A 26,693-nucleotide genomic window follows, 5' to 3' on the forward strand; every position below is an offset into this window, starting at 1 on the left:
TTAAAACTAGGTATGAAAGGAATAATTCTCGCAGGAGGATCAGGTACGCGGCTGTATCCACTTACATTGGCAGTAAGTAAGCAACTAATGCCATTGTATGATAAACCAATGATCTATTATCCATTATCGGTTTTGATGATGGCAGGTATTCGCGAAATACTCATTATATCAACGCCTAATGATCTTCCTATATTTCAGAAATTATTAGGAGATGGAAAGAAGCTCGGATGTGAGTTTCATTATGAAGTTCAGCCGAAGCCAGAAGGCCTTGCACAAGCTTTTATAATAGGGGAGAAATTTGTTGGTAGTGACAAGGTAGCACTTATACTTGGCGACAATATTTTTTATGGATCAGGTCTAAAGACTCTTCTACAATCAAATGTTAATCCAGATGGAGGAGTAGTATTTGCCTATCACGTTCACGACCCAGAGCGATATGGAGTGGTCGAGTTTGATAAAGACAAGAATGTTATTTCAATAGAAGAGAAGCCTAAACAGCCTAAGTCAAATTACGCAGTTCCAGGGTTATACTTCTACGATAATGAAGTTGTATCTATAGCAAAAGCAATTAAACCAAGCCCAAGAGGTGAATTAGAGATAACAGATATAAATAATGTATATCTAAAGAAAGGAAAGTTAAAAGTAGCCCCTATGAGTAGGGGAACAGCGTGGCTGGATACAGGTACTTTTGATTCTCTAATGCAAGCTTCGAACTTCGTCCAAGTTATTGAACAACGACAAGGTTTAAAGGTTGGATGTATAGAAGAGGTTGCGTTTAGAAGCGGTTTCATCAATAAAGAGCAGCTGCTTGAGCTTGCAAGGCCTCTTGAAAAAAGCGGCTATGGCGTTTACCTGAAGAACCTTCCAGATTATATTTAGTAATAAAAATAGTTATCACTTAAGTTTTTTATTTGGCAACTAATAAAAAACTTCTACTTTTGCAAAAGAAATTAAAGAGGGGACGAGAAGTCCCCTCTTTGTTTATAATTATTTTTTGATGGATGCAGCTGAAGAAATACGGCGATTTGCAGAAGGAAAACTCTCAAAAGGACAATTTATTGTCGATGTAATTATTTCTTCCCGTAAAGGACCTAAGAAGATTTTAGTTATTGTTGATGGTGATAACGGAGTTAATATCGATGAATGCGCCGACCTAAGTAGGGAATTATCCAAATGGCTTGACGAAGCATCTTTAATAGAAGAGAACTTTACACTTGAGGTTTCTACTCCTGGTGTGGATTATCCGCTCAAACTCAAACGACAGTATATTAAACATATTGGAAGATCCTTAAGAGTTAAACAAGGGGATAGAACAACAGAGGGTAAGCTTACAGAAGTATCTGACGACAAGATTACGCTGGTGCGGGAGGTAGGCACTGGAAAGAAAAAAGAAACCAAAAATATCGAAATCCCATTTACAGAAATAGACAAAGCATTTGTATTGGTATCGTTTAAATAAAACTTGAATATGGATATTTCAAATCTAATTGAATCGTTTGCTGAATTTGCTAAGCAGAAGAATATAGACAGGCCAACGATGATACGTATACTGGAAGATGTATTCCGGAATATGATAAAGAAGAAATACGGCACAGATGAAAAAGGAAATCCTTTACCTACTGATAATTTTGATATCATCATAAATGCTGATAAAGGTGATTTGGAAATCTACCGTATTCGGGAAATAGTTGAAGACGATTCTGAAGATATCTGGGAGCACGATAAGATTAGCTTAAGCGAGGCAAAGAAAATTGAACCTGATTTTGAAGTTGGCGAAGAGGTTTCGGAGCCTGTTGATATTGAAGATTTTGGCAGAAGAGCGGTTACAACTGCAAGACAAACTTTAATGCAGAAAGTTAAGGATCTTGAAAAAGATATCCTCTTTCAAAAATACAAAGATATTGTAGGTGAGATTATAACCGGAGAGGTTTACCAGGTATTAGGTAAGGAGATACTTCTTACGGATGCTGAGGGGAATGAAATCTCTATTCCAAGAAACGAGCAAATACCAAAAGATCGCTACCGCAAAGGTGAAACCGTTAGGGCAATTGTTCACAAAGTTGAAATGGTTAATGGTAATCCAAAAATTATATTATCAAGAACCTCTCCTGTATTTTTAGAGCGGCTATTTGAACAGGAAGTACCGGAAGTATATGATGGTCTTATAACAATTAAAAAGGTAGTGCGCGAACCAGGTGAACGTGCCAAGGTAGCAGTAGAATCTTATGATGACCGTATAGATCCTGTTGGTGCATGCGTCGGTATGAAGGGATCAAGAATACATGCTATTGTGCGTGAATTGCAGAATGAGAACATAGATGTTATTAATTACACAGAAAATCTCGATCTTTATATTCAACGTGCGTTAAGCCCGGCAAAAATTACCTCTATTAAGATCGACAAGGACAATGGGCGAGTGGCAGTTTACTTAAAACCTGACCAGGTTTCTCTGGCAATTGGTAAAGGAGGATTGAATATAAAGTTAGCAAGCCGCCTTGTTGGATACGAAATCGATGTTTTCAGAGAATTGGCTGAAGGGCAGGAAGAGGAGGATGTTGATCTTGACGAATTTGGCGATGAAATTGAAAGCTGGGTACTTGAAGAGTTAAAACGAATCGGTTTAGATACGGCTAAAAGTGTTTTGAACCTAAATAAAGAGGAGCTTGTTCGCAGAACAGACCTTGAAGAAGAAACAATTGATAGTGTTATCAATGTTTTGAAGAAGGAATTTGAATAATTAACACATAAGGATAATTAAACACCCAAAATTTATAGGGATATTTGAAGCATGGCAGAAGAAAAAATGATACGGTTAGGGCAGGCATCAAGAAAGCTTAACGTAGGGCATAACACCATTCTGGAGTTTTTGTCTAAAAAGGGCTTTTCTGTTGAAAACAACCCTAACACAAAACTAACCCCAGAGCAATATGCAATGCTCGCTAAAGAATACGCTTCTTCTGCCAGCGAAAAACTAGAGGCATCGGGGTTAACGATAGGAACCAAGCATGTAGAGAATGTTACGATAGAACGTGAGAAGGAACAGGCAAAGAAGCGTGTAGAGGATGAAGAAAGCATCATGATAAAAAACCTTGGATCGAAAGATCTTAAAGGAAAAGATGATGGAAAACCTGAGAAGGTTGAGAGGGAAAAGCCGAAGCTTGAAGGAATTAAGGTTCTCGGCAAAATAGAACTTGAGAAAAAGCCGGCACCTCCTGCAACAGAGGTTGCACCAAAAAAGGAAGAAGAGCCTGTTAAGGTTAAGGAAGAACCTAAACCTGTAGAGCTACCTGAAGTAGTTGCAGTCACCCCTCCACCAGCGCCTCCGGTTGAAGAAAAGATAGTTGAAACCAAAGCACCAGAACCTCCGGTAGTTAAGGAGGAGAAGGAACCGACGCCTCCTGTAGTTGTTGCAGAGAAACAACCGGATGAGCTTATAAAAGCGAAGGCTGACAGGCTAAAAGGGTTAAAGGTTGTTGATAAGATTGAGTTACCAACTGAACGTAAAAAGGAAGCACCTTCAACACAGTCTAATGCTGATGCTAAAGATGACAGGAAGGCAAAAAGGCCTCGTAAACGTATAACTCCTGTAGGCGAGCAACAGCCTGGTCAACAGCAACAGCAGCATCAACATCAGCGAGGAGGGGGTCAGAGACCTAATCAACAGCATAATCAGAACAGAAATAAAGGGCACCAGCCACCACAACGCGTTCAGAAAGAAGAACCTTCTGAAAAGGAAATTCAGGATCAGATCCGTGCTACCTTAGCTAAGCTTAGTGGAGGTGGTAAAAAGACAGCCGGTTCTAAATATCGTAGGGAAAAGAGGCAGGCATTATCAGAAGCGCAAGAGCAGCAAATGCTTCAGGAGCAGGAGTCTTCAAAAACATTGAAGGTGACTGAATTTATCTCTGCGAATGACCTCGCTTCTTTGATGAACGTGTCTGTTAATGAGGTTATTTCTACCTGTCTCAGTTTAGGGATGTTCGTTTCCATTAATCAGCGACTAGATGCAGAGGCTATTACAGTAATTGCTGATGAATTTGGCTACGATGTTCAATTTACATCTGCTGATGACGAGCTTGATGTAGTAGTTGAAACTGATAGCGAAGAAGAATTATCACCGCGTGCTCCCATCGTTACAATTATGGGTCACGTTGATCACGGTAAGACTTCATTGCTGGATTACATAAGAAATACAAAAGTAACAGCTCAGGAAGCAGGGGGTATTACCCAGCATATTGGTGCATATGATGTTACAACCAAGAGCGGAAATAAGATAGCCTTCCTTGATACCCCTGGTCATGAAGCTTTTACGGCGATGCGTGCAAGGGGAGCTAAAATCACAGACGTTGCCATTATTGTAGTGGCGGCCGATGATGATGTAATGCCTCAAACAAAAGAAGCTATTAATCATGCTCAGGTAGCTGGGGTGCCTATTGTTATTGCAATTAATAAGATAGATAAGCCCACAGCTAATCCTGATAAGATCAGGGAAGCTCTTTCTAAGATTAATATTCTCGTTGAAGAGTGGGGTGGTAAATATCAATGTCAGGAGATTTCTGCGAAGTCGGGAAAGGGCGTTGACGAATTGTTAGAGAAAGTACTGTTAGAAGCCGAACTTCTCAATTTGAAAGCTAATCCTGATAGACCTGCTACTGGTTCTATAATAGAAGCTTCCCTTGATAAGGGACGCGGATATGTAGCAACGGTAATGATCCAAAACGGTACGCTTAAGATAGGTGATATTATGCTTGCAGGTCCGCATTACGGACGTGTTAAAGCAATGTTTGATGATACTGGAAAGCGTGTAAATGAAGCGGGACCATCGACACCTGTTGTTGTTCTTGGTTTAGATGGTGCTCCTCAGGCAGGTGAAAAATTCAATGTAATGGAAACTGACCGTGAAGCTCGCGAACTTGCAAGCAAACGTGGTCAGCTGCTTCGTGAGCAAAATATGCGTACGAAGAAGCACATTACCCTGGATGAAATTGGCCGAAGACTCGCAATTGGAAACTTCAAGCAGTTGAATGTTATTGTTAAAGGTGACGTGGATGGTTCTGTTGAAGCGCTGTCAGATTCCTTATTGAAACTTTCAACACCTGAAATTCAGGTTGCCATTATCCATAGAGGTGTTGGTCAAATCTCAGAATCTGATGTGCTTTTAGCTTCGGCTTCAGACGCCATCGTACTTGGATTCCAGGTGCGTCCTTCAGCTGCCGCAAAACGCATAGCAGAAAACGAAGAGATTGAAATCAGATTATATTCAATCATCTACGATGCAATTAATGAAGTGAAGGATGCGATGGAAGGTATGCTTGCTCCTGAGGTTGAAGAGGTGATTGTAGGAAATGCTGAAATACGCGAAGTATTTAAGATATCAAAAATTGGTACTATTGCCGGATGTATGGTTACAGATGGTTTGATTAAACGTTCAAACCCTATTCGCCTAATCCGCGATGGTATTGTGGTATATGCCGGAAAACTACACTCATTAAAACGTTTCAAAGACGATGCAAGTGAAGTTAGATCTGGTTTTGATTGCGGTATTGGTATAGATGGCTTCAATGATATGAAAGTCGGAGATGTTATTGAAAGCTATGAAAACAGAGAAGTAAAGAGAACCCTATAAAAGGTTCTCTTTCTTTTTAAATAACTCCTACTTTTTTATAGTATACTTCCAGATTTCTAATGTTCTTCTAATTTGGTATTAAAAGATTAACAAATCCGTTCATAAATTGAGCTCTTGCAGTGGGCACGGCATTCTTATTTATGTTTTTAACTTCTAATTTTGGAATGAACTAAGTAGGAATGGGATTAATTAATTCAATACTGACCTGGGTGATGAAGAAACGGATTCATCAAATTGAACTATTCATGAAATATCCTCATGATGTTCAGGATGAATTGTTCAAACGGTTAATCCAGGAAGCACAATTAACTCAGTTTGGGTTGCAGTATGGTTTCAGTGACATTGAAACATATGAACAATTCAGAGAACGAGTGCCTATTCATTCTTATGAAAAACTCTATCCATATATTGAAAGACAGATGCGTGGTGAAGAGAACATTTTATGGCCATCTGAAATAAAATGGTTCTCGAAATCTTCAGGTACGACAGGTCATAGGAGCAAGTTTATACCTGTATCGCAGGAAGCTTTAGAAGAGTGTCATTTCAAAGGAGGGAAAGATTTGATATCGATTTATGTAAATAATTTTCCTGACACAAAATTGTTTGATGGTAAAGGCCTTGCTGTTGGTGGCAGTCATCAAATCAATGAATATGATTCAAGTGCTTCATCTTTTTATGGGGATGTTTCCGCTGTGATCATGCAAAACCTTCCGCCATGGGCTCAGTTTATAAGAACGCCAAGCCTAGAAACAGCATTAATGAACAACTGGGAAGAGAAGATTGAGAAAATGGCGTATGAAACTGCTACCGAAAATGTTACCAATCTTGCAGGGGTGCCTACATGGACAGTGCTATTGATTCAACGGATTGTAGAGCTTCAAAATAAAAGTAATATTCTTGAGGTGTGGCCAAATCTTGAAGCCTTCTTTCATGGTGCAGTAGCTTTTAAACCTTACAGGAGTTTGTTCCAAAGTCTCATTCCTAAAGACACCATGAATTATTGGGAAACATACAATGCGAGTGAGGGTTTTTTTGGAATACAAGATCAAAAGAATTCTGAGGAGATGCTGCTTATGCTGGACTATGGTATTTTCTATGAATTCATTCCAGTAGATGAACTTGACAACGAACACCCGAGAGCTATTCCATTGCATGAAGTTGAAAAGGATAAGAACTATGCAATGATAATTTCAACCAATGCAGGATTGTGGCGCTACAATATTGGAGATACAGTTAAGTTTACAAGCATATCTCCCTATCGGATTAAGATCTCCGGAAGAACAAAACATTTTATAAATGCATTTGGTGAAGAGGTTATAATTGAAAATGCGGAGGCAGCCATCACGAGGGCCTGCACATTGACCAATGCAATTATCGACAATTTTACTGCAGCGCCTGTGTTTCTTGAAAAAGGTAAACGAGGAGGGCATGAGTGGATTATTGAATTTAAAGTTCAACCTGATAGCCTAGATACTTTCACTAAGGTTTTGGACGAAAGTTTACGGGAGATAAACTCTGACTACGATGCGAAGCGTAATTTTGACCTGGCACTTGTAGCACCGAAAGTTCATAGTGTACCCGAGGGTACGTTTTACCAATGGATGAAGAAAAGAGGAAAGCTTGGAGGGCAGAACAAAGTACCACGTCTATTTAACACCCGTGATTACGTTGAGGATATCCTGCAAATGACAGCTGAAGTGGAATTAAGATAATTGTGCATTCCTAATGGATGCATTGTGGTTTGCTACTTATTAAAGTAAGCAGCGAAGTAGCTGAGCATAAAGTCAATTACCTTCTCATCCATCTTTATACATGAAGTTAAACTGTAGCTTACATTGCAGTAACTAAATGGTTATTTCCCTGCTTAAAATATTTCCTGGCTCATCCTGAACCATAATAACTACTTTTCAAATAGATTCCTTTGATGTTATGAATCTATAATTCCAACAAGGAAAGTCTTTAATGGTTTCGGCTTGTTCTACAATTGTGCCATCTTGTGCTAAGGCAATTACCTTTGTCGCCTGCAGGCGAAAGTCTTTCTTGACAGCACTTACCTTTACTGTGAGCACTGAATCTTGTGTAGTTATATCTATTTCTTTAATTGTTGGTTTACGCATATAATCAGAAAGTGCAGCGGTATAGGCATTTGGAAGCTTCAGCTCTTTTGCCATCGAGCAGTAATATGCCTTTTTCTCCGGTATCAGCATCATAGACTTTGCATAAGCAGATGCCTTTTTAAAGCGGTTGCGGTTCTCGCGCTGCAAAGCGCTTTGTTTTGTAGTGGGCTTCGCCCTTCTGGCTACAATAGTTTTACCCCTTAATTGCTTAAAAACGAATTTTGGTCCAAACTTTCCGCTTAAACCTTCGGTAAGATCATTTTCTCTGACGTGAGCCATAGTACTGTGTTTTTATTAAATGTAGGACGGTCGTTTGAGAAATAGTGTCAAAAACTGCTGTGCATTGAGAATCAGCAAAGTTATTTTCCACTCTTGCTGCACTCGTTTTCCACTCTTTATGCTTTTTTTAATGATTATGGTGTGGGCCAATTTTTTTTGATCGCGACAGATTAAAGAGATGGGGGAATGGGCCGATTGATCTTGAATTTGAGGCACGACTTAAGATAAAGTCGTGCCTGTTACATATACATGAGAAAACCTTTGTTATCCTAAAGCAAGGCAACGAAAGGGGGGATTCTATTTCTTGACTATTGTAAACTTAGATTCGCTTACTATCTCCATGGGTACGTCCATATCTTCAGGGATGAACCCACCTGCAAGAAGCGTCATTTTTCCTTTTATTTCAGATAGTATTTTAATTTCATTGGGCCATCCGGTTTTGGTGTTCACTTTAGCAACCAGTGCCTGACGACCATTAAGATCAGCTTTTGATTTTATTCCATTGGGTAGCGCAGTAATCTTGTCTTTATCTCTTGTTGCTAATAAACCATCGGCATCAATAGATGCAACTGATCCTTCGATCTTTTTTAAGCTCCAAGTATTATCGATTTGTATGGGATAATTGATTGGAAGTTCTGTTGAGTTTTTCCATTGATGACCCTCCTGTATCTTTTCGTCGGGATAGTTGATTAATGCTAATTCCAGATTAGATTTTAAAGAGCTTGGATTTAAAAACTGTTCAAGGACCTGTTTAACTACCGGGTTATCGTTATCTTGTAAAAGGCTTTCGGTACCATTAACGTTATCAACCTTTCCGTTTTTACTTAAGGTGAAGAAGAATGGCTTATTGATAACAGATTTAACTAATTTATTTTGGGGGTTATCATCACTGCCTTCGCTGTCGAGGTTGATATCTCCCATAATTGATTTAGATACTACTTTAAGTTTGGTATATTTTGCTTCAATCTTTGCTGATGACCCCTGCAACTCGACTACTTTAAATAACAATGCACCGCCTGAATTTATATCAATCTTAATTTCTCCCATGGCAGGAATACTTTGTTTAATTGTTTGAGTTGAACTTTGGTTTAGTTCATACTGGTCTCCCGTTTTAAAAGAATATTGAAGTCTAACATCTGCAGGAGTTATAAAAAGAAGTAATGACGTAAATAATAATAATATTGTTTTCATATAAGTGATTTAATCTCTTTTAACACTACTAAACCAGGAGGCTATGCTCCATCTTGTTGTTTCCTGAACGATAGCGCCACTTTCAGCGGCGCGATTTACTTTTTCAACTGTATAGAATGCTGTAGGTAAAATCTGTTTTAAACGATTAAGTAAATCTTCTAATCTTTCCCGTTCGAGTACTGTAAAAACAAGATTCTCATGCCCATCAGGACCTTGCGCATTTACATGGGTATACCTGAAATGCTGCGTACTTAAGTATTCAATCAACTGGGTGATTTCTTTACGGGTAATTATTCGAACAATAACTTTGCCATACGCTATTCTTTCTTCAATAATCATTCCCACGAAGATGCCTGAAGCAAAGCCTGCAGGGTAAGCGAAGTAGCAAATCCAGTTATCTAAATGTTCGAATATTTGCCTTATAGCCATTAGCCAGATAAAAGACTCAAAAAATCCTAATAACGTGGCTGTCCACCGCCTGCCTCCTAATACATAGATAATGCGGATTGTATTTATGGAAACATCTCCAATTCGGGCGAGAAAAATTAGAAACGGAAGAAGTACATAGCTAAAGATGTAATCTGGCACCCCAAGTGTTTCTGTAAAAAAGCTTTCCATATTTTTTAAATCTTAGTACAATTAGCCAAAAATATCCTGAAATACTTCCTGCAGTTTACCAAAAAGCTTAACCTGGATTTTACTTTTTTTAATATCGATTGACTTTTGATTAAACTTAGAAATATAGATTTCAGTAAATCCTAATTTTTCTGCTTCACTAATTCGTTGTTCGACACGATTTACTGCTCTTAGCTCGCCGCCCAGACCTACTTCCGCAGCAAAACAAACTTTGTCAGATACAGGAATCTCTTCCATTGAAGATATAATGGAAATGCAAATGGCCAGATCAATAGCGGGATCTTCAACGGAAATACCGCCAGCCATATTAAGAAAGACATCCTGGGTGCCCATTCTGAAACCACATCTTTTCTCTAATACAGCCAGCAGCATATTTAATCGCTTATGATCAAAACCCGTTGGTGTTCTTTGAGGTGTACCATAGCTTGCCGGGCTTACCAATGATTGAATTTCGATAAGTAAGGGACGGTTTCCTTCTAACGTGGCGCCTATTGTTACGCCGCTCAGATTAGCATCTTTTTGTGATATCAAAATCTCAGACGGATTTGAAACCTGACGGAGTCCATTTCCAAGCATTTCATAAATACCAATTTCTGACGTAGAGCCAAAGCGATTTTTAGTTGTTCGCAAAATCCGGTAAGCCAAGTGGCGATCTCCTTCAAATTGAAGTACGGTGTCGACCATATGCTCAAGAACTTTAGGGCCGGCCAGCATACCGTCTTTTGTAATGTGACCTATAAGAAATACAGGTGTATGTGTTTCTTTTGCAAACTTCATCATCTCAGCTGCGCATTGACGCACTTGTCCGATACTTCCTGCAGCAGATTCAAGTTGAGATGAATGCAGTGTTTGAATAGAATCTATAATAACGATATCGGGAGACAACGCTTCGATTGCAGAAAAAATGTTTTTGGTGTTAGTCTCGGTGAGTACATAAAAATTCTTTGAAGAATCCTGTAACCGATCTGCACGCATCCTTATCTGTTGTTCACTTTCTTCACCTGAAACATAGAGTACTTTACTCTGCTTCAACTTAAGGCCTACCTGTAATAACAGTGTTGATTTTCCGATGCCTGGCTCACCACCAACCAATACCAATGAGCCACTGACAATACCCCCTCCAAGTACGCGGTTTAATTCTTCGTCTGCTGAACTTTGTCTGACTTCTTCTCCTGCATCAATTTCGTTTAATGTGCGCGGTTGATTTTGTTTGCTCTTTGAGGAGGTTTGACGCCAATCGTTTTTATTGTTTTCTTCTTTGGTGACTACTTCTTCTGCAAATGTATTCCATGAATTACACGACGGGCACTTACCTAACCATTTTGCAGATTCATATCCGCAATTCTGACAATAGAACACTGTTTTTGATTTTGCCATTATCTAAATCTTACTATTCGCGATTAAAGTTGTTTAAAAAATATTAATTTTATGCACACATACTAATCTAAAAACCCCTCATGAAGGCAATATTTACTGCTATAGTGCTTCTAAGCATTTCTCTAAATGTGTTCCCTCAAAAATCACCTTTAAAATTCGGTGATATTCCAATGGATGATCTTAATATGAAAGTTTATAGTAAAGACACTTCTGCGTCTGCAGTGGTTCTTTCTGACTACGGGGAGGCTTACATCAGAATAAATACTACTACGTCTTCATTACTTTTTGAAAGACATACGCGAATTAAAATTCTAAAGAAGGAGGGGCTTGATTGGGCTAATGTTGAAGTGCCTCTTTACCATTTTGGTTCTTCAGAAGAAAAAGTTACCAATCTTAAAGCATCAACATTTAATCTCGAAAATGGAAAGATTGTAGAGGCTAAGATGTCTAAGGATGGAATATTTAAAGACAAATTTAACAGAAACATATTCCTACATAAATTCACCTTACCAAATGTAAAAGAGGGGTCGGTAATAGAATATTCTTATACAATTAACTCGGATCTACTTTGGAATTTCCCAAATTGGCAATTTCAAAGAACAATCCCCACAAGGCATAGTGAGTACTGGGCCATTTTGCCGGAGTTTTTTGTGTTTGAAAAATACATGCAGGGTTATGTAAGTCCTACGACATACGAGGTTAAGAATAAGCCCATGTCTGATTATCAGTCAAACGCCCATCACTGGATCATTAAGGATGTACACGCATTTAAAGAAGAGCCTTTTATGACAAGTGAAGAGGACTTTATATCAAGGATAAACTTTGCGCTGTCACATATTAATTTCCCAGGTGAACCTGTACGTGAAATAATGGGCTCATGGGCAAAGCTTAACCAGATACTTTTAGATGACGAGGACTTTGGCGGAGTGATCAGAGGGTCGGGTTTTCTTAAGAAAACAGTTGAGGAGGTTACTGCAGGAATAGATGACCCTGTTAAGAAGATAACAGCGTTACATAATTATGTGAAAAGAAACCTGGAGTGGGACGGACACAATGATTTCTTCGCTGATAATCTAAAAACAGTAATTGAGAAGAAGAAGGGTAGTTCGGGAGATTTAAATTTATTGCTTGCTTCGATGGTCAGCAAAGCAGGGTTTGAGGTAGAGCCTGTAATACTAAGTACGCGTGACCACGGTTTTGTACGAATGCAATACCCAATGTCGAAGCAGTTTAATTATGTTGTTTGCCTTGTACGACTGCCAGAAAACAAAACTATTTTTCTTGATGCGACCGACAAGTTTATTCCTATTAGCGTGTTGCCTGAGCGTTGCTTAAATGGGCAGGGACTAATTATATCTAAAACACGTCATGGATGGATTAATTTAGAAACTAAAGCAAAGGCTAAGACAGTTGCAAGTGCGGAATTTAATTTAGCAGGAAATGGAGAAATGAAAGGCAAGCTTACCTTTAACCGCGATGGCTATGATGCGAACAAGGCCCGGAGAGATTATACTTCAAAGGGTCATAATGGTTATGTAAAGAATTTTCTAGGTACCAAACTTTGGCAGATAGAAAAGAGTGATTTTCAAAATGTAGATGAAGTTGAAAATTCTTTAAGGGAAGTACATGAGCTCGTTTTAAATGATCATGCCTCAGTTTCAGGGGACATTATCTATGTTAATCCTTTTATAACGACGCAACTGGAATCGAATCCATTTAAACTTGATGAGCGAATGTATCCTGTAAACTACTCAAGCGTGATCGAAAAGGTTTATATGTGTAAGTTGATATTGCCTGAAAGTTTTACTATTGATGAGATTCCTCAAAGCAAAGTGATTACGCTGCCAAATAATGCTGCTCGTTATTTATATAACGTAACTCAAATGGGCAACATGGTTCATATTACCAGTAACTTTCAAATTAATAAAAGTCTCTTTACCCAGGATGAATACCCTTTTCTCAGGGAGTTTTATGATCAGGTTGTTGCAAAGCAGAACGAACAGATTGTGTTGAGAAAGAAACCATAATATGAAGAGAATACTACTTATTAGCTTGCTTATAATTTCCTTTTCAAAGGCGATGAGCGCAGCGTTGAAATTTCCGGTGAGTGAAATACCAGAAAGCCTAAAGAAGGATGTGGATGTGGTTATCCGCGAGGATAAAATGGTTTACGAGGTTATCTCAGCCAGTAAGGGGAGGCTATCCGCATACTATGTTGTAACCATTTTGAACGGAGGAGGCAAGGGTTTTGCGTCAAAGGTTTTAGGTTATGATAAGCTCACTAAAATCACACAACTAAAGGCGAGCATTTACGATGCGAGCGGTAAGCTTATAAGAAAAATAAAGAACAGTGAAATTTACGATCAGAGTGCTTTTGATGGATTTAGCCTTTACAGTGACAACCGTCTTAAAGCAATTGATCTTTCACATGGCATGTATCCATACACGTTGGAGTTTGAATATGAGAAGGAATATAATTCTTTGTTCTATATAGATGGTTCATATTTTATTCCTGGGGAACGGGCCTCTGTACAATATGCTTCTTATGAGTTAATTTATCCTCCATCTATAGCTCCGAGATATAAGACTTTAAATATCAATAAAGAGCCGAGCAAGGGAAAAACAGCAGAAGGGTATGAATCTTTAACCTGGGTGTTTGAGAACCTTACGCCTATTAAATTTGAAACGTATTCTTCTACGACAAAGGTGATTCCTCAAATAAAAGTAGCGCCGTCATTTTTTATGTTCGATAAGTATGCTGGTGACATGTCTAGCTGGAATGGGTTTGGACAGTGGATTAACTCTTTGAATAAAGGAAGGAATATATTACCGCCGAAGACAATTGAAAAGGTTAAGGAAATAACAGCGGGATATGTTAGCAAAGAAGACAAGGTTAAGGCGGTGTATGAATACCTTCAAAATAAGACGCGGTATGTAAGCGTTCAACTCGGAATAGGTGGTTATCAACCATTCGACGCGCTTACTGTAGATCAGACCGGATATGGCGATTGCAAAGCGCTTTCTAATTACATGATCTCTATGCTGGAATGCATAGGAATAAAATCCAATTACGTGTTAATTAGAGCTGGAGAAGGTGAACCTGAAATTGATGTTGATTTCCCAAGTGCACAGTTTAACCACGCTATTGTTGCTGTTCCGAATGAGAAAGATACTATCTGGTTGGAATGTACCAGTCAAACAAATCCGTTTGGATATCAGGGTTCTTTTACGGGAAATCGTAAAGCTCTTTTAATTACGGAAGACGGAGCTAAAATGGTAAACACTACTCAGTATGATGCTAAACAAAATCTTCAAAGCAGAATTGCAGATGTTTTTATTGAACCTTCAGGGGATGCCAAAGCTAAAGTAAAGACAATTTACACAGGGCTACAGTATGAAAATGATAACCTGGACGTAGTTCTGGATGATTCTTCTGAGAAGCAAAAGAAATGGATTCAAAACAATACGAGAATTCCTGTTTTTGACGTCACTGCCTTCTCTTTTGAAAATCAGAAGAACAAACTTCCATCAGCAACAGTAAACCTTGAACTCTCTTTAAAGAAGTATGCTACAGTAAGCGGAAAGAGAATTTTTCTTATGCCGAATTTAATGAACAGGAATACTTACATTCCTGAAAGAGCTACAGAAAGAAAAGCGGATGTAGTTTTCAAAAGCACGTACACAGACATTGATACAATCGCATTTCATTTACCTGACAATATTTATCCGGAAGCTTTACCAACATCAGTTGAGATAAAAACTGTTTATGGTGAATATTATAGCAACTACATCTTAGAGCCTGGTAAATTGGTTTACGTAAGGAGAATAAAAATGCAAAAAGGTGTATTTAAACCTGAGCTGTATAATGAATTAACAGAATTCTATAAGAACATAAGCAAAGCCGATAGTGCTAAAATTGTGTTTGTCAATAAGACATAACCGTCATTTTATCGGAGCATTTGCTTCTTTTGCCATTACGTTATACACCATTTTATCAGCAAATTTTGGAAGCCATTTATTAAAGAAAACCGCAAGCTTGCCTTGTGTAGTTAAAATTAGTGTGCGTTTACGTTTAACGGTTGCATTATAAATATGCCTTGCACATTCTTCGGCGCTCATCATTTCGTCCTCGTTTCTTGGAGATTCGCCTTGGGCTGATCCATCCTTTGTGAGTGACCGCTTTCTAATGTTTGATGCTGTAAATCCAGGACATGCTGTTAGTACGTGAACGCCAGTTTTTAGATGTTCGGTTCTTAGTACTTCAAGAAAACCGTTTAAGGCAAATTTAGAAGCTGAATATCCTGTGCGGCCAGGTAGGCCACGAAAACCAGCAATTGAAGAGATGCCTACCACTGATCCTTTATTCCTTTTTATTTCATGAATACAGTATTTTGTGGCGTAAAGGACGCCGTAAAAATTAATATCCATCACCTGCTTAACGACTTTTAAATCTACATCATCAAACAAGGCGCGCATTGAAATACCTGCGTTATTAATTAGCACGTCAATTCTACCGAAAACCTTTATAGCTTCTTCTGCCATTAACCGGTTGTCTTCTTCTATACTAACATCGGCTTTAAAACCATGGGCTGTAATATTCTGTGCTTTTAACTCAGATACAGTCTTTTCCAGCTCAACGACATTTCGCCCTGTAATGAGCACTTTTGAACCTTTAGCACCAAATTCATAGGCCATTGCTTTTCCTATACCAGATGTGCCTCCGGTGATGATTACAACTTTGTCTTTCATAATTCAAAAATAGCAATACTTGTTTAACTTGCCTGCTATTGAGAAATTTGGAATGCTAATTATCAGACTACTATCATACTTGCCGTTCGGTATTCTTTATCTTTTGTCTGATTTTCTATTTTTTGTTTCATACTATATAGTCAGGTACAGGAGAAGGTTAGTAAAGAAAAATCTTCGGAATTCTTTTCCTGGAAAAACCAAGAATGAGTTGAGTGTTATTGAAAAAGAATTTTACAGGAATTTGTGTGACTACGCAGTAGAAATGCTGAAGCTGCTGACTATAAGTAAGGAGGAGTTGACGAGACGTATGAAATTTAATGAACCTGAGTTCGTGCACCAATTTTCTTCAAAAAACCAATCTATTCTTTTCCTTGCATCACACCAGTTTAATTGGGAATGGTTGCTGGTATCAGCAAGTATAAGCTTTCCGATGGCTATCGATTTTGTATATCAACCGATCCATAATAAACTTTTTGAAAGATTTTCAGTGCTGTCAAGAACACGTTTTGGTGCACATGCCATACAGCGGGATGAGGTTGCAAGAGAGCTTGTAAAACGAAGGAACATTTTAAGAGGGGTTGCGATAGTAGCGGATCAGTATCCAGGCTATAAGAAAGACAAGAAGTATCCGGTTAAGTTTCTCAATCAGGATACGGTTTTTTTTCTTGGGCTAAACAACATGGCGGTTCTATCGCAATATCCAGCGGTTTATTATACGATAAGAAAAGTTAAAAGAGGGTATTATGAGGCTGACCCAAATATTGTTGCATTGCCACCTTACGAGAAAACAGAGACTGTTGTAATAGATAATTATATTAAACTGGTTGAGCAGGTTATTAATCAGTATCCTTCAGGCTGGCTTTGGTCACATAACCGTTGGAAGAAGAGACATTTAAAGTAATTGAAATTACGCTAACATCTGCGCGATATCTTCACGGCTTAACTGCTTCATAAAGCTCTCTTCTGTAGTTATAAGTTCGTGTGTGAGTTTAAGTTTCTTCTGTTGCAGCATTAATATCTTTTCCTCTACGCTATTACGTGTTATAAACTTATAAGTAAATACCTTTTTCTTTTGACCTATTCTATGGGCCCGATCTACTGCCTGCGCTTCAACTGCTGGGTTCCACCACGGATCAAGAATAAATACATAATCTGCCTCTGTGAGGTTTAATCCAAGCCCTCCTGCTTTAATGGAGATCAGGAATATTTTAATGTTTGAATCCTTTGTGAAGCGTTCAACCTGTTCTTTGCGGTCCATGCTAGAACCATCCAGGTATGCATAATCAATATTATTTTCCCTCAGGTAGTTCTTAACAAGATCAAGGTGCTTTACAAATTGGCTAAAGACAAGAATTTTATGTCCGTCTCCCATGGCATTCTGCAACATGTGTGTTACATCTTCCAGTTTACCGGAGTCTCCTTCATACTCCTGATCAATCATTTTCGGATGATTAGCAAGCTGACGTAGCTTTGTCAAGCCTTCAAGGATCATGAACCGTGAATTACCAATTCCTTCTTCTTCAATGAGTTTGAAAATCTTTTCACGGTAATGGGTTTTCACCTCTTCATATCTCTTCTCCTGCTCAGGGGTCATTACCGAGTATTGAATGTTCTCAACCTTTTCAGGAAGTTCGGTAGCTACTTGCGATTTATGCCGTCTAAGTATAAAAGGTTTGATAATCATTCCTAACTTCTTGGAACGCGTTTCATCCGCTTTCTTTTCAATAGGGTTTTGAAATTCATTTCTGAAGTAGGTCTGCGACCCTAATATGCCAGGATTGATGAATGACATCTGCGACCACAAGTCGAGCGTAGTGTTTTCAATAGGTGTACCGGTGAGTACGAGTTTTTGTCGTGACTTTAACTCACGCACTGCCTTGGCAATGTTTGAAACAGGGTTTTTAATTACCTGTGATTCATCAAGGATTATGTAGTTAAAATAAAATTTCTGAAGTAGTTCTATATCAAGGCGTGTAATGCCATAGGATGTAAGTATTAAATCATACTTTTCAAAACGTGTTATGTCTTTATTACGCAGGGTGCCTGTATAATTTAGTATGCGCAGTTCAGGTGTGAACTTACTTGCCTCCATTTCCCAATTATAAATTAAGGATGTTGGCATAATTAGCAATGATGTTCCTGCTCCGGCTTCTTTTTCAGCGAGAAGCATGGTGAGGGTTTGTACGGTCTTTCCTAAACCCATATCGTCGGCAAGACATCCACCCAATTTATATTCATTAAGAAAGCGAAGCCAGTTATAGCCAGCGCGTTGGTAAGGCCTAAGTTCACCTTTAAATCCAACAGGTAGTGGATAGTCTTTTATTCCAGAGAATGAATTAAGGTTTCTCAACTTTTCGCTGAGGTGTACCTTTGCGAGGTTTCCTTCTTCAAGTTCTTTCACCAGGTTAAGGTGATGCTTTCTTAATACGGGAGTCTCATCGTTTCCGTCTGTTTCGCTTAGTGCGAATAAGTCGGCATATTTGGTAAGCCACACTTCAGGAATAATAGCGATCTCGCCGTTAGGAAGTCTGAACTCCACCTTTTTTCTTAGTATTAATCTTCGCAAGTCTTTGAAAGGTATTTCGAATTCTCCGAATCGGATTTTCGCATGGATATCAAACCAGTCGATATTCTCTTTTACTTCAACTTCAATAACAGCCTTTCCGACGAAATATTTTTTATCACGACTTTCAGGCTGGCTAACTTCAAAACCAAAGTTTAAGAGGTTAACACGGTTTTCATTAAGCCAGGAGAATGCTTCAGCTTTTGGTATAGCTACCCGAAATCCTTTCATTGGCAGCCCAAGTTTTTGAAGTGTATTGAGGTAGTGTTTCTCTACTTCTGTTTTTCTGGCTATGCGGTGAAAGATGTAGTGCTCGCCCTGCTTTTCTACTGTAACACTTACCGGGCCAATGTTATCTCCGCGAAAGCGATGTTTGCCGTATTTAAAGGAAAGGTCAAATACAATTTTGCCTGTCTCATCACTTGTATCTTCGGCTGGAGCACTGTTGTCGAACAAAGATGGTGCGGCAGTAGTTTGTGCCGTGTGAAGCTCTGACAATGTTACAACAGGATGGGGTTCGTAATTACTCTTGTTAATTTCAAAACCATTTGCCTCCACATCATCAAACGAAGCAATTAGCGGAGCTACGAACCTGTTGTAGTACGTTTCCTCTACATTCTTTGGTATTACTACAAACTTCTTAGTTAAGAAGGGTATCAGTTTTTTTCCATCAACAAACTTTTCGAAACCATAAAGTTTGCCATTATGGACCATCCATGCCGGTGATTTACATATCAGGTATGCTGAAGCATCAGGGAGATCGAGTTTTTTGTCCTGATAATATATAGTAGGGTAATAATTGGTATGGTCGTCATTTCGCATGAAATGGAAATGAATACTTGCTTTCTTTTCCAGAACTTCAATTTTCCGCCAGGTAGGTTCTCCATCATTACCCATTTCAAACAACTGCTTGCCTTTGAGCTTTTCGAGCACTTTTGCCCGACGCTTCTCCATGTAGTCTTCTATCTGATCCTGGATGAGTTCGTTGCCCTTAGCCTTGTCGTACGTTTTGGTTAAAAACTCTTCCGGTTTGATTAATTTAGGTGAAAACTTTTTGACGATAGCATCCTGCTGCATGGAGTCAAGAATCTCGATAAGCTCAAAATCGCGTTCGTCTAATCCCTTGGCAAATTCCCGTGCATTTTTGGAAGATATATTCTGATGTTGGTACGTGAGCTTACCTTTTTCATCTAAATGAACTATGTAGGACTCAAAAATGAACCCCAAATACTCGTGTTGATATAACGAGTACACGATTTGAAATGGTTGAGAGGCGGAGACTTTCATCTAAATCTGGCCTTTTTAAGGAAACAGAATCTCCAAATTAGGAATTAAAACAATTAAAAACGTTATTTTATAACAGGTTTTAGTACTCCAATCTTACAGCTGCTTTATTAAGCTACTTGTTTTTCAACTAATTAGCGTACTAAACTAAGAAAAGATGAGCCTAAATTATTTGCTATGATCTCTTTATACCTGACACTATTGCGATAGTCGTTGGTAAGGAATTCTTTCCATACGAGGTCCCAATCGGTCTGTTTAGACATGGTAAATGCCAGTAGTTCTGCCTCGCCTAAATCTACCTCCTGCTTTTTAACAGGGATTTTGCGCCTGATAACTCCGATGTATTCTGTAAAGTCGATAACGGATAGAAGTTTGGGGTTTTTAGAAAGATTATTAATGATGTCATCTCCGGAAGGATTGTATTCTATCTTCATTTCGGGATAATATTCTTTCTTAATTCTTTCAATATAGGCAACATGCGTGCTTCCTGTGATAACCTGTGCTGTATAGCCTTTGTACGTCGTTGATATTTCTTTCAGACTTTTGATTGAAGGGGCGTTCTTATTGGTTAAAAGAACAATTTGGTTACTCATGTAGTGAGGCGTAAATTTCATGACCTTCTTTCTTTCGTCTGTAATGCTTGTGTTTGTTACACCAAGAAGATTATCGGTGTTCTGTACAGTACGTAAAAACTTAGGAAAGTCTGTCTCTCCTAAGACATACTCAATCTTTAGTTGTTTGCCGTATTTAGAGGTGATGAACTTTTGAAAGTCAGCTACGATGTCAGCACAAACACCCTTCATTTTACCATCGCTAGCTTTATAAATTAAACCAGGTTGTTCATAATATATTACAGAAAGGGTTCCTGAACCGGTTGCTTTTACGCTGGCCCAACTATCTCCTTTGTAGTGCTGTGCTTTTACAGTTAGGGAGATGAATGTTAAAAGGATAGTGATGGTTTTCATTATCGAAAAATAATGATTAACCGGCAATTTGAATGGTTAAACCATTCCCAAAACTACGCTGATGTACTGTTTTAGGAAAATTTGTAAATAAACTATTGTTGTTCTTACCGCGTAAGAGCGTTTATATCAAAGGTTTGGTTGTTTATTGTTGAGCTTTGGAAGTATAACTTTTTTATCAATCCAATTATAAAAGGCTAATAGAATTACGCCGCAGATAAAAAGGCCCGCATAGTCTGCCATAGTGCTTAGGAAGCCTAAGGAGACTTTGAAACCAGTGAAGGCAATGGCAATAATTAATGCAGCGCTTAGGGAGACAATGCCAATGGCGAGCAAGATCCAATCTTTTGACGATTCTTTTGTTTCTTGTTCTTTTTTGATCCTAGCGACTAGGCGCTCAGAAAAATTGGCAGGAAGGGTAAAGTCAGGTTCTTTTTGGAGGGCATTAAAAACGATCTGATATGCCCTTTCATTTACGTCCATGTCAGCAGATCTTTCTCCCGCTTCTACTCTTGTTTGTAATTCTTTTTCATTCGGATTCATAACAATTCCTCCTTTCCTAAATGCTTCTTCACTTTCTCTTTTAACATCGTTCTTGCCCTAAAAAGATAATTTTTAACAGTGCCTTCTGGCATATCTGTAATTTGACAAATCTCAGGATAAGTCATTCCTTCAAGATGATATAAAGTTAATATAATTTTATACTGTGCCGGAAGCTGGTCAACAAGCTTTAATACATAATTATCCAGGTCTTGCTCCTCAAAGCTAGCTTCCGTGTTTTGATCACTTATAAAGTTGCTATTTGAATCGATGTTGTCAGAGATATCGGTGTAAGCAATCTTATTCTTCCTTATGTGATTAATAGCATATCTGTATGCAATGGTAGCGATCCACGTTGATAATTTTGAGTTGAATGAAAAACTTTCCAACTTATTATATACTCTAATAAACACGTCCTGACATAGCTCTTCTTTATCCTCTTCACTTTTAACAAGCCGCCCTATCATATGCATAACAAGCTTTTTATGCTGATCAATCAATGTGCGGAAAGCATGCAGATCTCCAGCTAAAACTTGTGAAATAAGGTCTCGCTCATTATTCATCAGGTGGTAAGACAGGAGATGTCGGACTAATGTTGCAATAAGATAGAAATAATTTTAAAGGTGTTTTAAAAAAAAGATGATATCACCTGCAACAGTAGACCACAGATGAGTGTCTCACGAAACAAACAAAAACAACAATACCATGACTACTTTTTTTGAGGTTCTTATGCCGTTCTCTATTATCGGGACTTTTGGAACTACCGTATACTTTTTTACTAAAGTGATTACCGATTACATGTTAAGAAAAAAAATGATTGATAAGGGATATGTAGGCGAAGAGGCCCAATCGATTTTTAAAACCTACGCCAGTAGCAGCCCGAACAGATATGCTTCGCTGAAGTGGGGTTTGTTATTTTTTACCGGAGGCATTTCTCTGATAATTATTGATCTCATTGAAGTTCGTCCTGATTCTCCCTTGCCTTACGGGGTATTTACTGTTTCCGTTTCTTTGGGCTTTCTGATCTACTATTTCCTGGTACGGAAAGAATTAAAATAGCTTAAATCGGCCTCTTAAATATTCCTTCAAAACAAGAAATGTTCTCGCAACCTGGGCTTTTGGGCCGGGGAAGAAGAGTATTGACTTAAATGTTCTACAGCTGTCAGCAGTAAAAGTGGCAGCGCATAGCGTAAGATGGACGTAGGGTGCAACAGATAGGTCTTACTTGCGGATTAGAAAACACAGGTGTGTTTTTCTTCAAAAAAGTTTAACTCTTTGATTATGATAAAAAATTACATCCTGGTTGCTTTTCGCAGCCTAAAGAGAAACCGGTTTTTCTCTGTAATCAACATTTTTGGTCTTGCTATCAGCATGTCTATATGTCTTGGTATCATTATGCTTGTGGCCGATCAGCTAACTTATGATAGGTACAATACCAAGCGAGATCGGATATATCGTGTTATTACCCGGAATCTTAATCCGGATGGTTCACCTTCAGGAAATGATTATGCGACATCACCTCTGCCACTAGCAAAAACACTCGCTGATAAGTACGCCGGTATAGAAGATGCGGTGCGCATTAGAAGGGGTTTTGGCAACCCCTGGATAGAGTTTGAGCAAAACGTAAACATACCTTTAGCAGGGTTTTTTGCTGATCCTAAAATATTGGATGTTTTTGAATACGAACTTGAATATGGAGATGCAACTACTGCCCTTATGGAACCATACTCGGTTGTGTTAACAAAGAAAGCTGCGAGGAAACTATTTAAACAAGAAAATCCAGTAGGCGAAGTAATTAAGGTGGGTAAGTTGGGTGAATATAAAGTTACTGGAGTTATAAAAGAGAAGCTGTTCAAATCACATATTGTTTTTGAAGCATTGGCTTCATATGCTACCGTAGAAAGTCTTGAAGCAAACAATACAATAGGTAAAGATGATAACTGGGATAATTACACAGCAGGATGGGTCTATCTATTATTGAATAACAAAACTTCTATAAATGAAATTGAGGGTCATTTGAATGAGATAACAAAAAAGTATCGGACTGATGACGGAAGCGCCTCTGAAAAACAAGTTCTTCAACACTACCTGCAGAATATATGTGATGTAACACCAGGACCGTTTATCAATAATCCAATAGGTCCTTTTATGCCCCTGATCTTTGTCTACTTTTTTGGAGGGCTTGCACTTATTGTTATGCTTACATCGTGTTTCAATTACACCAACCTTTCTATTGCGCGGTCATTAACACGAGCGAGAGAGATTGGCGTGAGGAAAGTAAATGGAGCTAGTCGTTTTCAGATTTTCGGTCAGTTTATCGCGGAAGCAATTGCTCTTTCGCTTATAGCCCTACTTGCTTCATTGGTTCTTCTTGTTCTTGTAAAACCTTTTCTGATTAATCTGAAATTTGCACAAGTACTTCGGTGGGATTTGGAGGGTAATTTTTATGTTTATATGCTCTTCTTAATCTTTAGTGTTGTGGTTGGTATTCTTGCCGGATTTTTTCCTGCGGCAATACTCTCTAAGTTTCAACCTGTTAAAGTTTTAAAAAATGCCGTAGGCCGACTCAAGTTGTTTTCACGATTAGGATTAAGGAAGACATTACTTGTTGTTCAATTCTCACTTTCGTTAATTTTCATTATTTCTGTTGTTTTACTTTACAATCAGTTAATGCTATTTATAAAGGCGGATCATGGATTTGATATGCAAAATAGAATAGTTGCGCGGCTAAACGATGCATCATATCAACTACTTAAAAACGAGTTAAAACAATATAGTAACATAGAGAATGTTGCAGCAGCATCGCACGTCCCTGCTTCGGGGGTAACTTACGGAGACATGTTTAAAAGAGAAATCTCCGAGGCAAGTATCAACATGAGCTATTATTCGGTTGATGAGCATTATTTAAGCAACCTGAACTTATCGCTTATTGCAGGGGAAAATTTTAAAGAGTTGGCGGAAGAAACAAATAAGGATTACATATTAATTAACGAAAGTTCAGTAAAAGCTTTTCATTTTTCGTCTGCTCATGATGCTGTTGGTAAATATTTGTTTAATGAGTCTGACTCATCCAAACTTACCATTATCGGTGTTGTGAAAGATTACAACCACCAGATTTTGATGAGCAAAATCAACCCGATGGCTTTACGCTATAATCCGGAGCAATATCATATTATTCAAATAAAATATAATGGAAGTTATGAACAGGCAGCTAAGGCATTAGAGGCTGCATGGCAAAAAGTAAACCCGACACTTAAGATTGACTACAACGCTTTTAAAGAGGAAATACAATTCTTTTATAAAACTGTTTTTAGTGATTTTGTAAGCATTATAGGTGTGATCTCGATGCTTGCGATTATCATATCATGCCTTGGTTTATTGGGAATGGCAACGTATACAACGGAGACTCGATTAAAGGAAATCTCTATAAGAAAAGTATTGGGGTCTGGTGATAGCGCTCTTGTGTTTCTTCTCTCCAAAGGTTTTATACTGCTACTTGTTATTGCGATTACCATAGCGGTTCCGGTAGCGTGGATGATAAACAATTTATGGTTACAGCACATAGCATATAGAACACAAATTGACTTTTCTGTAATTGCAACAAGTGTTTCTATTGTAGTGATTCTAGGGTGCGTAACAATTGCATCACAAACCTGGCGCGCTGCGTATGCCAATCCTGTAGACAATCTGAGGAATGAGTAGATATATTTTAAAAAAAGAAGTCAAGCGAAAACACTTGACTTCTACCTGTAAACAAAAACAAAAAACTAATTATTCTTACGATTTTATTCTTACAATTATTGTTAAGGTAGATTTTTGGGATAACATTTACCTGTTGTAATTCGCTCTTCAAATTGCTAGTTATCCTGCATTAATACAAGCATCAACATTGTTTTTAGAACATCTTTCTTTTTATGTTATTGATTTTGAGAAGTAAAGCATTTCTTATGAAGAGACATTATTTGCAATTGGATAGCAATTGTCGGCCATGTTAGTTGTGCAATTGAGTTGTTGGCGCTACAATAGCTTTAGCGGCCATATATGCGGTGCTCCATGCTGCCTGAAAGTTGAAACCACCAGTTTCCCCATCTATATTCAATACTTCTCCTGCAAAATAGATTCCGTTGACTATTTTGCTTTCCATAGTTTCATGATTAATCTCATTAAGATCTATTCCACCGCAGGTAACGAATTCTTCCTTGAACGTGGTTTTGCCTTTAATGCGGAAAGAGCACCGTATCAGATTTTCAATTAATTTGTTGATATTTTTATTTGGCACTTCTGACCAGATTTTTTTGGGCTCAATTTCAGCCAGTTCGCAGAATCTGTTCCATAACCTGAGAGGAAGGTTAAATAGCGTATTATTAACGACATGTTGTTTGCCTCTATCTCTTTTGTGCTCTAATAAGTAACTTCTTAACTCTTCTTCCTTTATTGTACCAAGCCAATTTACCATGCAGTTAAAATCATAGTTTTGCTGGTGCAAATAGACTGCCGCCCATGCAGATAATTTTATCACTGCGGGGCCACTTAGTCCCCAGTGTGTAATAAGAAGAGGACCTGAATTGGAAAATTTTGTAGAGGTAATTTTCACTTCAGCATTTGGAACAGAGACACCCATTAAGTCTTTAAACCTTTTGTCAGTATCATTAAAAGTAAACAGCGAAGCTATTGGCGGAATGACGTTATGACCAATAGATTTCAATAAAGAATAATGGTTTTCGCTCGCATTGCCGCCTATTGTAATAAGTACATTGCTGGCGGAGTATTTTGTATCATTAGTGGTATTAATTGTAAAATGACCGCCATTTTTTTCAATGGATGTTACACCATTTCCTGCTTCAATTTTTATTTTAAGATCCTGTGCCGTTTTAAGAAAACAATTAATGATGGTCTGAGAGTCATCTGAATCTGGAAACATTCTTCCATCTTGTTCAACCTTGAGTTTAACTCCTTTAGAATGGAACCATTTAATGGTATGTAAGCTGTGATATGACCTGAAAATGTTGCGTAAGGGTTTTTCTCCGCGTGGATAGTGTTTGGATAAGGAATTTGCATCAGGGCAATTGTGAGTTACGTTACAACGGCCACCTCCGGAAACTTTCACCTTCGATAAAAGCTTGGTGGATTTCTCAAATATAAGCACGTTTAGGCCTTTTTTAAGCTCTGCTGCCTGGATGGCACCATAAAAACCAGCGGCACCCCCACCAATAACTATCAAATCATAGATCATATTCCGCAAATGTAAAAACAATGGAGATAGAGATCGTTTGCAAACCCAGGAATCAAATTTTACTGCTATAAGATCTCTATTTTTATCATTTTTGCGAATGGCTATTAAAGACATTTATTGGGTATATGCCCTAGGC

General features: G+C 38.3%; 20 protein-coding genes. 10 read left to right on the top strand and 10 right to left on the bottom strand.

The window, feature by feature from the left end:
• The first annotated feature begins 12 nt into the window (after nucleotides 1-12).
• From rfbA to KK060_RS19250, 5 genes are all read left to right on the top strand, one after another.
• Nucleotides 13-879, top strand: coding sequence for a glucose-1-phosphate thymidylyltransferase RfbA (gene rfbA / locus KK060_RS19230; RefSeq protein ID WP_254155400.1), 867 nt, complete (start codon nucleotides 13-15; stop codon nucleotides 877-879).
• Nucleotides 880-997: 118 nt separating this feature from the next.
• A complete protein-coding gene (rimP, locus tag KK060_RS19235) occupies nucleotides 998-1,459 on the top strand; it encodes a ribosome maturation factor RimP (RefSeq protein WP_254155401.1) in 462 nt (153 codons plus the stop codon).
• Between the two features lie 9 nt (nucleotides 1,460-1,468).
• The gene (gene nusA / locus KK060_RS19240; RefSeq protein ID WP_254155402.1) at nucleotides 1,469-2,737 is read left to right on the top strand and encodes a transcription termination factor NusA; all 1,269 of its coding nucleotides are present in this window, start codon (nucleotides 1,469-1,471) and stop codon (nucleotides 2,735-2,737) included.
• A 51-nt stretch (nucleotides 2,738-2,788) separates the two neighbouring features.
• Nucleotides 2,789-5,626 (top strand): translation initiation factor IF-2, encoded by a 2,838-nt coding sequence (gene infB / locus KK060_RS19245; RefSeq protein WP_254155403.1) that lies wholly within the window; start codon nucleotides 2,789-2,791, stop codon nucleotides 5,624-5,626.
• 179 nt (nucleotides 5,627-5,805) lie between these two features.
• A complete protein-coding gene (locus KK060_RS19250) occupies nucleotides 5,806-7,338 on the top strand; it encodes a GH3 auxin-responsive promoter family protein (protein WP_254155404.1) in 1,533 nt (510 codons plus the stop codon).
• Between the two features lie 195 nt (nucleotides 7,339-7,533).
• Here KK060_RS19250 and KK060_RS19255 read toward each other — a convergent pair whose 3' ends face one another.
• The 4 genes from KK060_RS19255 to radA form a co-directional block, all read right to left on the bottom strand.
• Entirely contained in the window at nucleotides 7,534-8,022 is a 489-nt protein-coding gene (locus KK060_RS19255) for a hypothetical protein (RefSeq protein WP_254155405.1), read from the bottom strand.
• A 297-nt stretch (nucleotides 8,023-8,319) separates the two neighbouring features.
• Nucleotides 8,320-9,213, bottom strand: coding sequence for a DUF6263 family protein (locus KK060_RS19260; RefSeq protein WP_254155406.1), 894 nt, complete (start codon nucleotides 9,211-9,213; stop codon nucleotides 8,320-8,322).
• A 9-nt stretch (nucleotides 9,214-9,222) separates the two neighbouring features.
• Entirely contained in the window at nucleotides 9,223-9,831 is a 609-nt protein-coding gene (locus KK060_RS19265) for a DUF2179 domain-containing protein (RefSeq protein WP_254155407.1), read from the bottom strand.
• Nucleotides 9,832-9,852: 21 nt separating this feature from the next.
• The gene (gene radA, locus KK060_RS19270; RefSeq protein ID WP_254155408.1) at nucleotides 9,853-11,226 is read right to left on the bottom strand and encodes a DNA repair protein RadA; all 1,374 of its coding nucleotides are present in this window, start codon (nucleotides 11,224-11,226) and stop codon (nucleotides 9,853-9,855) included.
• 80 nt (nucleotides 11,227-11,306) lie between these two features.
• On the opposite strand from radA, the gene KK060_RS19275 reads away from it, so the two are divergent.
• Both KK060_RS19275 and KK060_RS19280 read left to right on the top strand, forming a co-directional pair.
• Nucleotides 11,307-13,253, top strand: coding sequence for a DUF3858 domain-containing protein (locus KK060_RS19275; protein WP_254155409.1), 1,947 nt, complete (start codon nucleotides 11,307-11,309; stop codon nucleotides 13,251-13,253).
• A 1-nt stretch (nucleotide 13,254) separates the two neighbouring features.
• Complete coding sequence (locus KK060_RS19280) at nucleotides 13,255-15,165, top strand: DUF3857 domain-containing transglutaminase family protein (protein ID WP_254155410.1); 1,911 nt, start codon at nucleotides 13,255-13,257, stop codon at nucleotides 15,163-15,165.
• Nucleotides 15,166-15,168: 3 nt separating this feature from the next.
• Here KK060_RS19280 and KK060_RS19285 read toward each other — a convergent pair whose 3' ends face one another.
• Nucleotides 15,169-15,975 (bottom strand): SDR family oxidoreductase, encoded by an 807-nt coding sequence (locus KK060_RS19285; protein WP_254155411.1) that lies wholly within the window; start codon nucleotides 15,973-15,975, stop codon nucleotides 15,169-15,171.
• 52 nt (nucleotides 15,976-16,027) lie between these two features.
• Here KK060_RS19285 and KK060_RS19290 point away from each other — a divergent pair, with 52 nt between their 5' ends.
• Nucleotides 16,028-16,876, top strand: coding sequence for a lysophospholipid acyltransferase family protein (locus KK060_RS19290; RefSeq protein ID WP_254155420.1), 849 nt, complete (start codon nucleotides 16,028-16,030; stop codon nucleotides 16,874-16,876).
• A gap of 6 nt (nucleotides 16,877-16,882) precedes the next feature.
• Here the strand turns inward: KK060_RS19290 and KK060_RS19295 are convergent, their stop codons facing one another.
• From KK060_RS19295 to KK060_RS19310, 4 genes are all read right to left on the bottom strand, one after another.
• Nucleotides 16,883-19,825, bottom strand: coding sequence for a DEAD/DEAH box helicase (locus KK060_RS19295; RefSeq protein WP_254155412.1), 2,943 nt, complete (start codon nucleotides 19,823-19,825; stop codon nucleotides 16,883-16,885).
• Between the two features lie 131 nt (nucleotides 19,826-19,956).
• The gene (locus tag KK060_RS19300) at nucleotides 19,957-20,787 is read right to left on the bottom strand and encodes a substrate-binding periplasmic protein (protein WP_254155413.1); all 831 of its coding nucleotides are present in this window, start codon (nucleotides 20,785-20,787) and stop codon (nucleotides 19,957-19,959) included.
• Nucleotides 20,788-20,913: 126 nt separating this feature from the next.
• Complete coding sequence (locus KK060_RS19305) at nucleotides 20,914-21,327, bottom strand: hypothetical protein (protein ID WP_254155414.1); 414 nt, start codon at nucleotides 21,325-21,327, stop codon at nucleotides 20,914-20,916.
• Nucleotides 21,324-21,887: an RNA polymerase sigma factor gene (locus KK060_RS19310; RefSeq protein WP_254155415.1), complete on the bottom strand. Its 564-nt coding sequence runs from the start codon at nucleotides 21,885-21,887 to the stop codon at nucleotides 21,324-21,326. Before KK060_RS19310 ends, KK060_RS19305 begins: the two co-directional genes overlap by 4 nt.
• A gap of 142 nt (nucleotides 21,888-22,029) precedes the next feature.
• Here KK060_RS19310 and KK060_RS19315 point away from each other — a divergent pair, with 142 nt between their 5' ends.
• Complete coding sequence (locus KK060_RS19315; RefSeq protein ID WP_254155416.1) at nucleotides 22,030-22,383, top strand: hypothetical protein; 354 nt, start codon at nucleotides 22,030-22,032, stop codon at nucleotides 22,381-22,383.
• Between the two features lie 222 nt (nucleotides 22,384-22,605).
• Nucleotides 22,606-25,026: an ABC transporter permease gene (locus tag KK060_RS19320; RefSeq protein WP_254155417.1), complete on the top strand. Its 2,421-nt coding sequence runs from the start codon at nucleotides 22,606-22,608 to the stop codon at nucleotides 25,024-25,026.
• A gap of 289 nt (nucleotides 25,027-25,315) precedes the next feature.
• Here KK060_RS19320 and KK060_RS19325 read toward each other — a convergent pair whose 3' ends face one another.
• Nucleotides 25,316-26,557 carry a BaiN/RdsA family NAD(P)/FAD-dependent oxidoreductase gene (locus tag KK060_RS19325; RefSeq protein WP_254155418.1) on the bottom strand — a complete coding sequence of 414 codons (1,242 nt, stop codon included), beginning with the start codon at nucleotides 26,555-26,557 and terminating at the stop codon, nucleotides 25,316-25,318.
• Nucleotides 26,558-26,693: the final 136 nt, after the last annotated feature.

The sequence above is a fragment of the Chryseosolibacter indicum genome, assembly GCF_018598585.1.
GTDB classification, from domain to species: Bacteria; Bacteroidota; Bacteroidia; order Cytophagales; family Cyclobacteriaceae; genus Chryseosolibacter; species Chryseosolibacter indicus.

Excerpts from the sequence above, each read along its gene's own strand:
- KK060_RS19260 (WP_254155406.1), bottom strand. The coding sequence starts at position 9,213 with ATGAAAACAATATTATTATTATTTACGTCATTACTTCTTTTTATAACT.
- rimP (WP_254155401.1), top strand. The coding sequence starts at position 998 with ATGGATGCAGCTGAAGAAATACGGCGATTTGCAGAAGGAAAACTCTCA.
- KK060_RS19300 (WP_254155413.1), bottom strand. The coding sequence starts at position 20,787 with ATGAAAACCATCACTATCCTTTTAACATTCATCTCCCTAACTGTAAAA.
- KK060_RS19275 (WP_254155409.1), top strand. The coding sequence starts at position 11,307 with ATGAAGGCAATATTTACTGCTATAGTGCTTCTAAGCATTTCTCTAAAT.
- KK060_RS19305 (WP_254155414.1), bottom strand. The coding sequence starts at position 21,327 with ATGAATCCGAATGAAAAAGAATTACAAACAAGAGTAGAAGCGGGAGAA.
- KK060_RS19280 (WP_254155410.1), top strand. The coding sequence starts at position 13,255 with ATGAAGAGAATACTACTTATTAGCTTGCTTATAATTTCCTTTTCAAAG.
- KK060_RS19315 (WP_254155416.1), top strand. The coding sequence starts at position 22,030 with ATGACTACTTTTTTTGAGGTTCTTATGCCGTTCTCTATTATCGGGACT.
- KK060_RS19255 (WP_254155405.1), bottom strand. The coding sequence starts at position 8,022 with ATGGCTCACGTCAGAGAAAATGATCTTACCGAAGGTTTAAGCGGAAAG.
- KK060_RS19285 (WP_254155411.1), bottom strand. The coding sequence starts at position 15,975 with ATGAAAGACAAAGTTGTAATCATCACCGGAGGCACATCTGGTATAGGA.
- radA (WP_254155408.1), bottom strand. The coding sequence starts at position 11,226 with ATGGCAAAATCAAAAACAGTGTTCTATTGTCAGAATTGCGGATATGAA.
- KK060_RS19250 (WP_254155404.1), top strand. The coding sequence starts at position 5,806 with ATGGGATTAATTAATTCAATACTGACCTGGGTGATGAAGAAACGGATT.
- rfbA (WP_254155400.1), top strand. The coding sequence starts at position 13 with ATGAAAGGAATAATTCTCGCAGGAGGATCAGGTACGCGGCTGTATCCA.
- KK060_RS19325 (WP_254155418.1), bottom strand. The coding sequence starts at position 26,557 with ATGATCTATGATTTGATAGTTATTGGTGGGGGTGCCGCTGGTTTTTAT.
- infB (WP_254155403.1), top strand. The coding sequence starts at position 2,789 with ATGGCAGAAGAAAAAATGATACGGTTAGGGCAGGCATCAAGAAAGCTT.
- KK060_RS19265 (WP_254155407.1), bottom strand. The coding sequence starts at position 9,831 with ATGGAAAGCTTTTTTACAGAAACACTTGGGGTGCCAGATTACATCTTT.
- nusA (WP_254155402.1), top strand. The coding sequence starts at position 1,469 with ATGGATATTTCAAATCTAATTGAATCGTTTGCTGAATTTGCTAAGCAG.
- KK060_RS19290 (WP_254155420.1), top strand. The coding sequence starts at position 16,028 with ATGCTAATTATCAGACTACTATCATACTTGCCGTTCGGTATTCTTTAT.
- KK060_RS19320 (WP_254155417.1), top strand. The coding sequence starts at position 22,606 with ATGATAAAAAATTACATCCTGGTTGCTTTTCGCAGCCTAAAGAGAAAC.
- KK060_RS19310 (WP_254155415.1), bottom strand. The coding sequence starts at position 21,887 with ATGAATAATGAGCGAGACCTTATTTCACAAGTTTTAGCTGGAGATCTG.
- KK060_RS19295 (WP_254155412.1), bottom strand. The coding sequence starts at position 19,825 with ATGAAAGTCTCCGCCTCTCAACCATTTCAAATCGTGTACTCGTTATAT.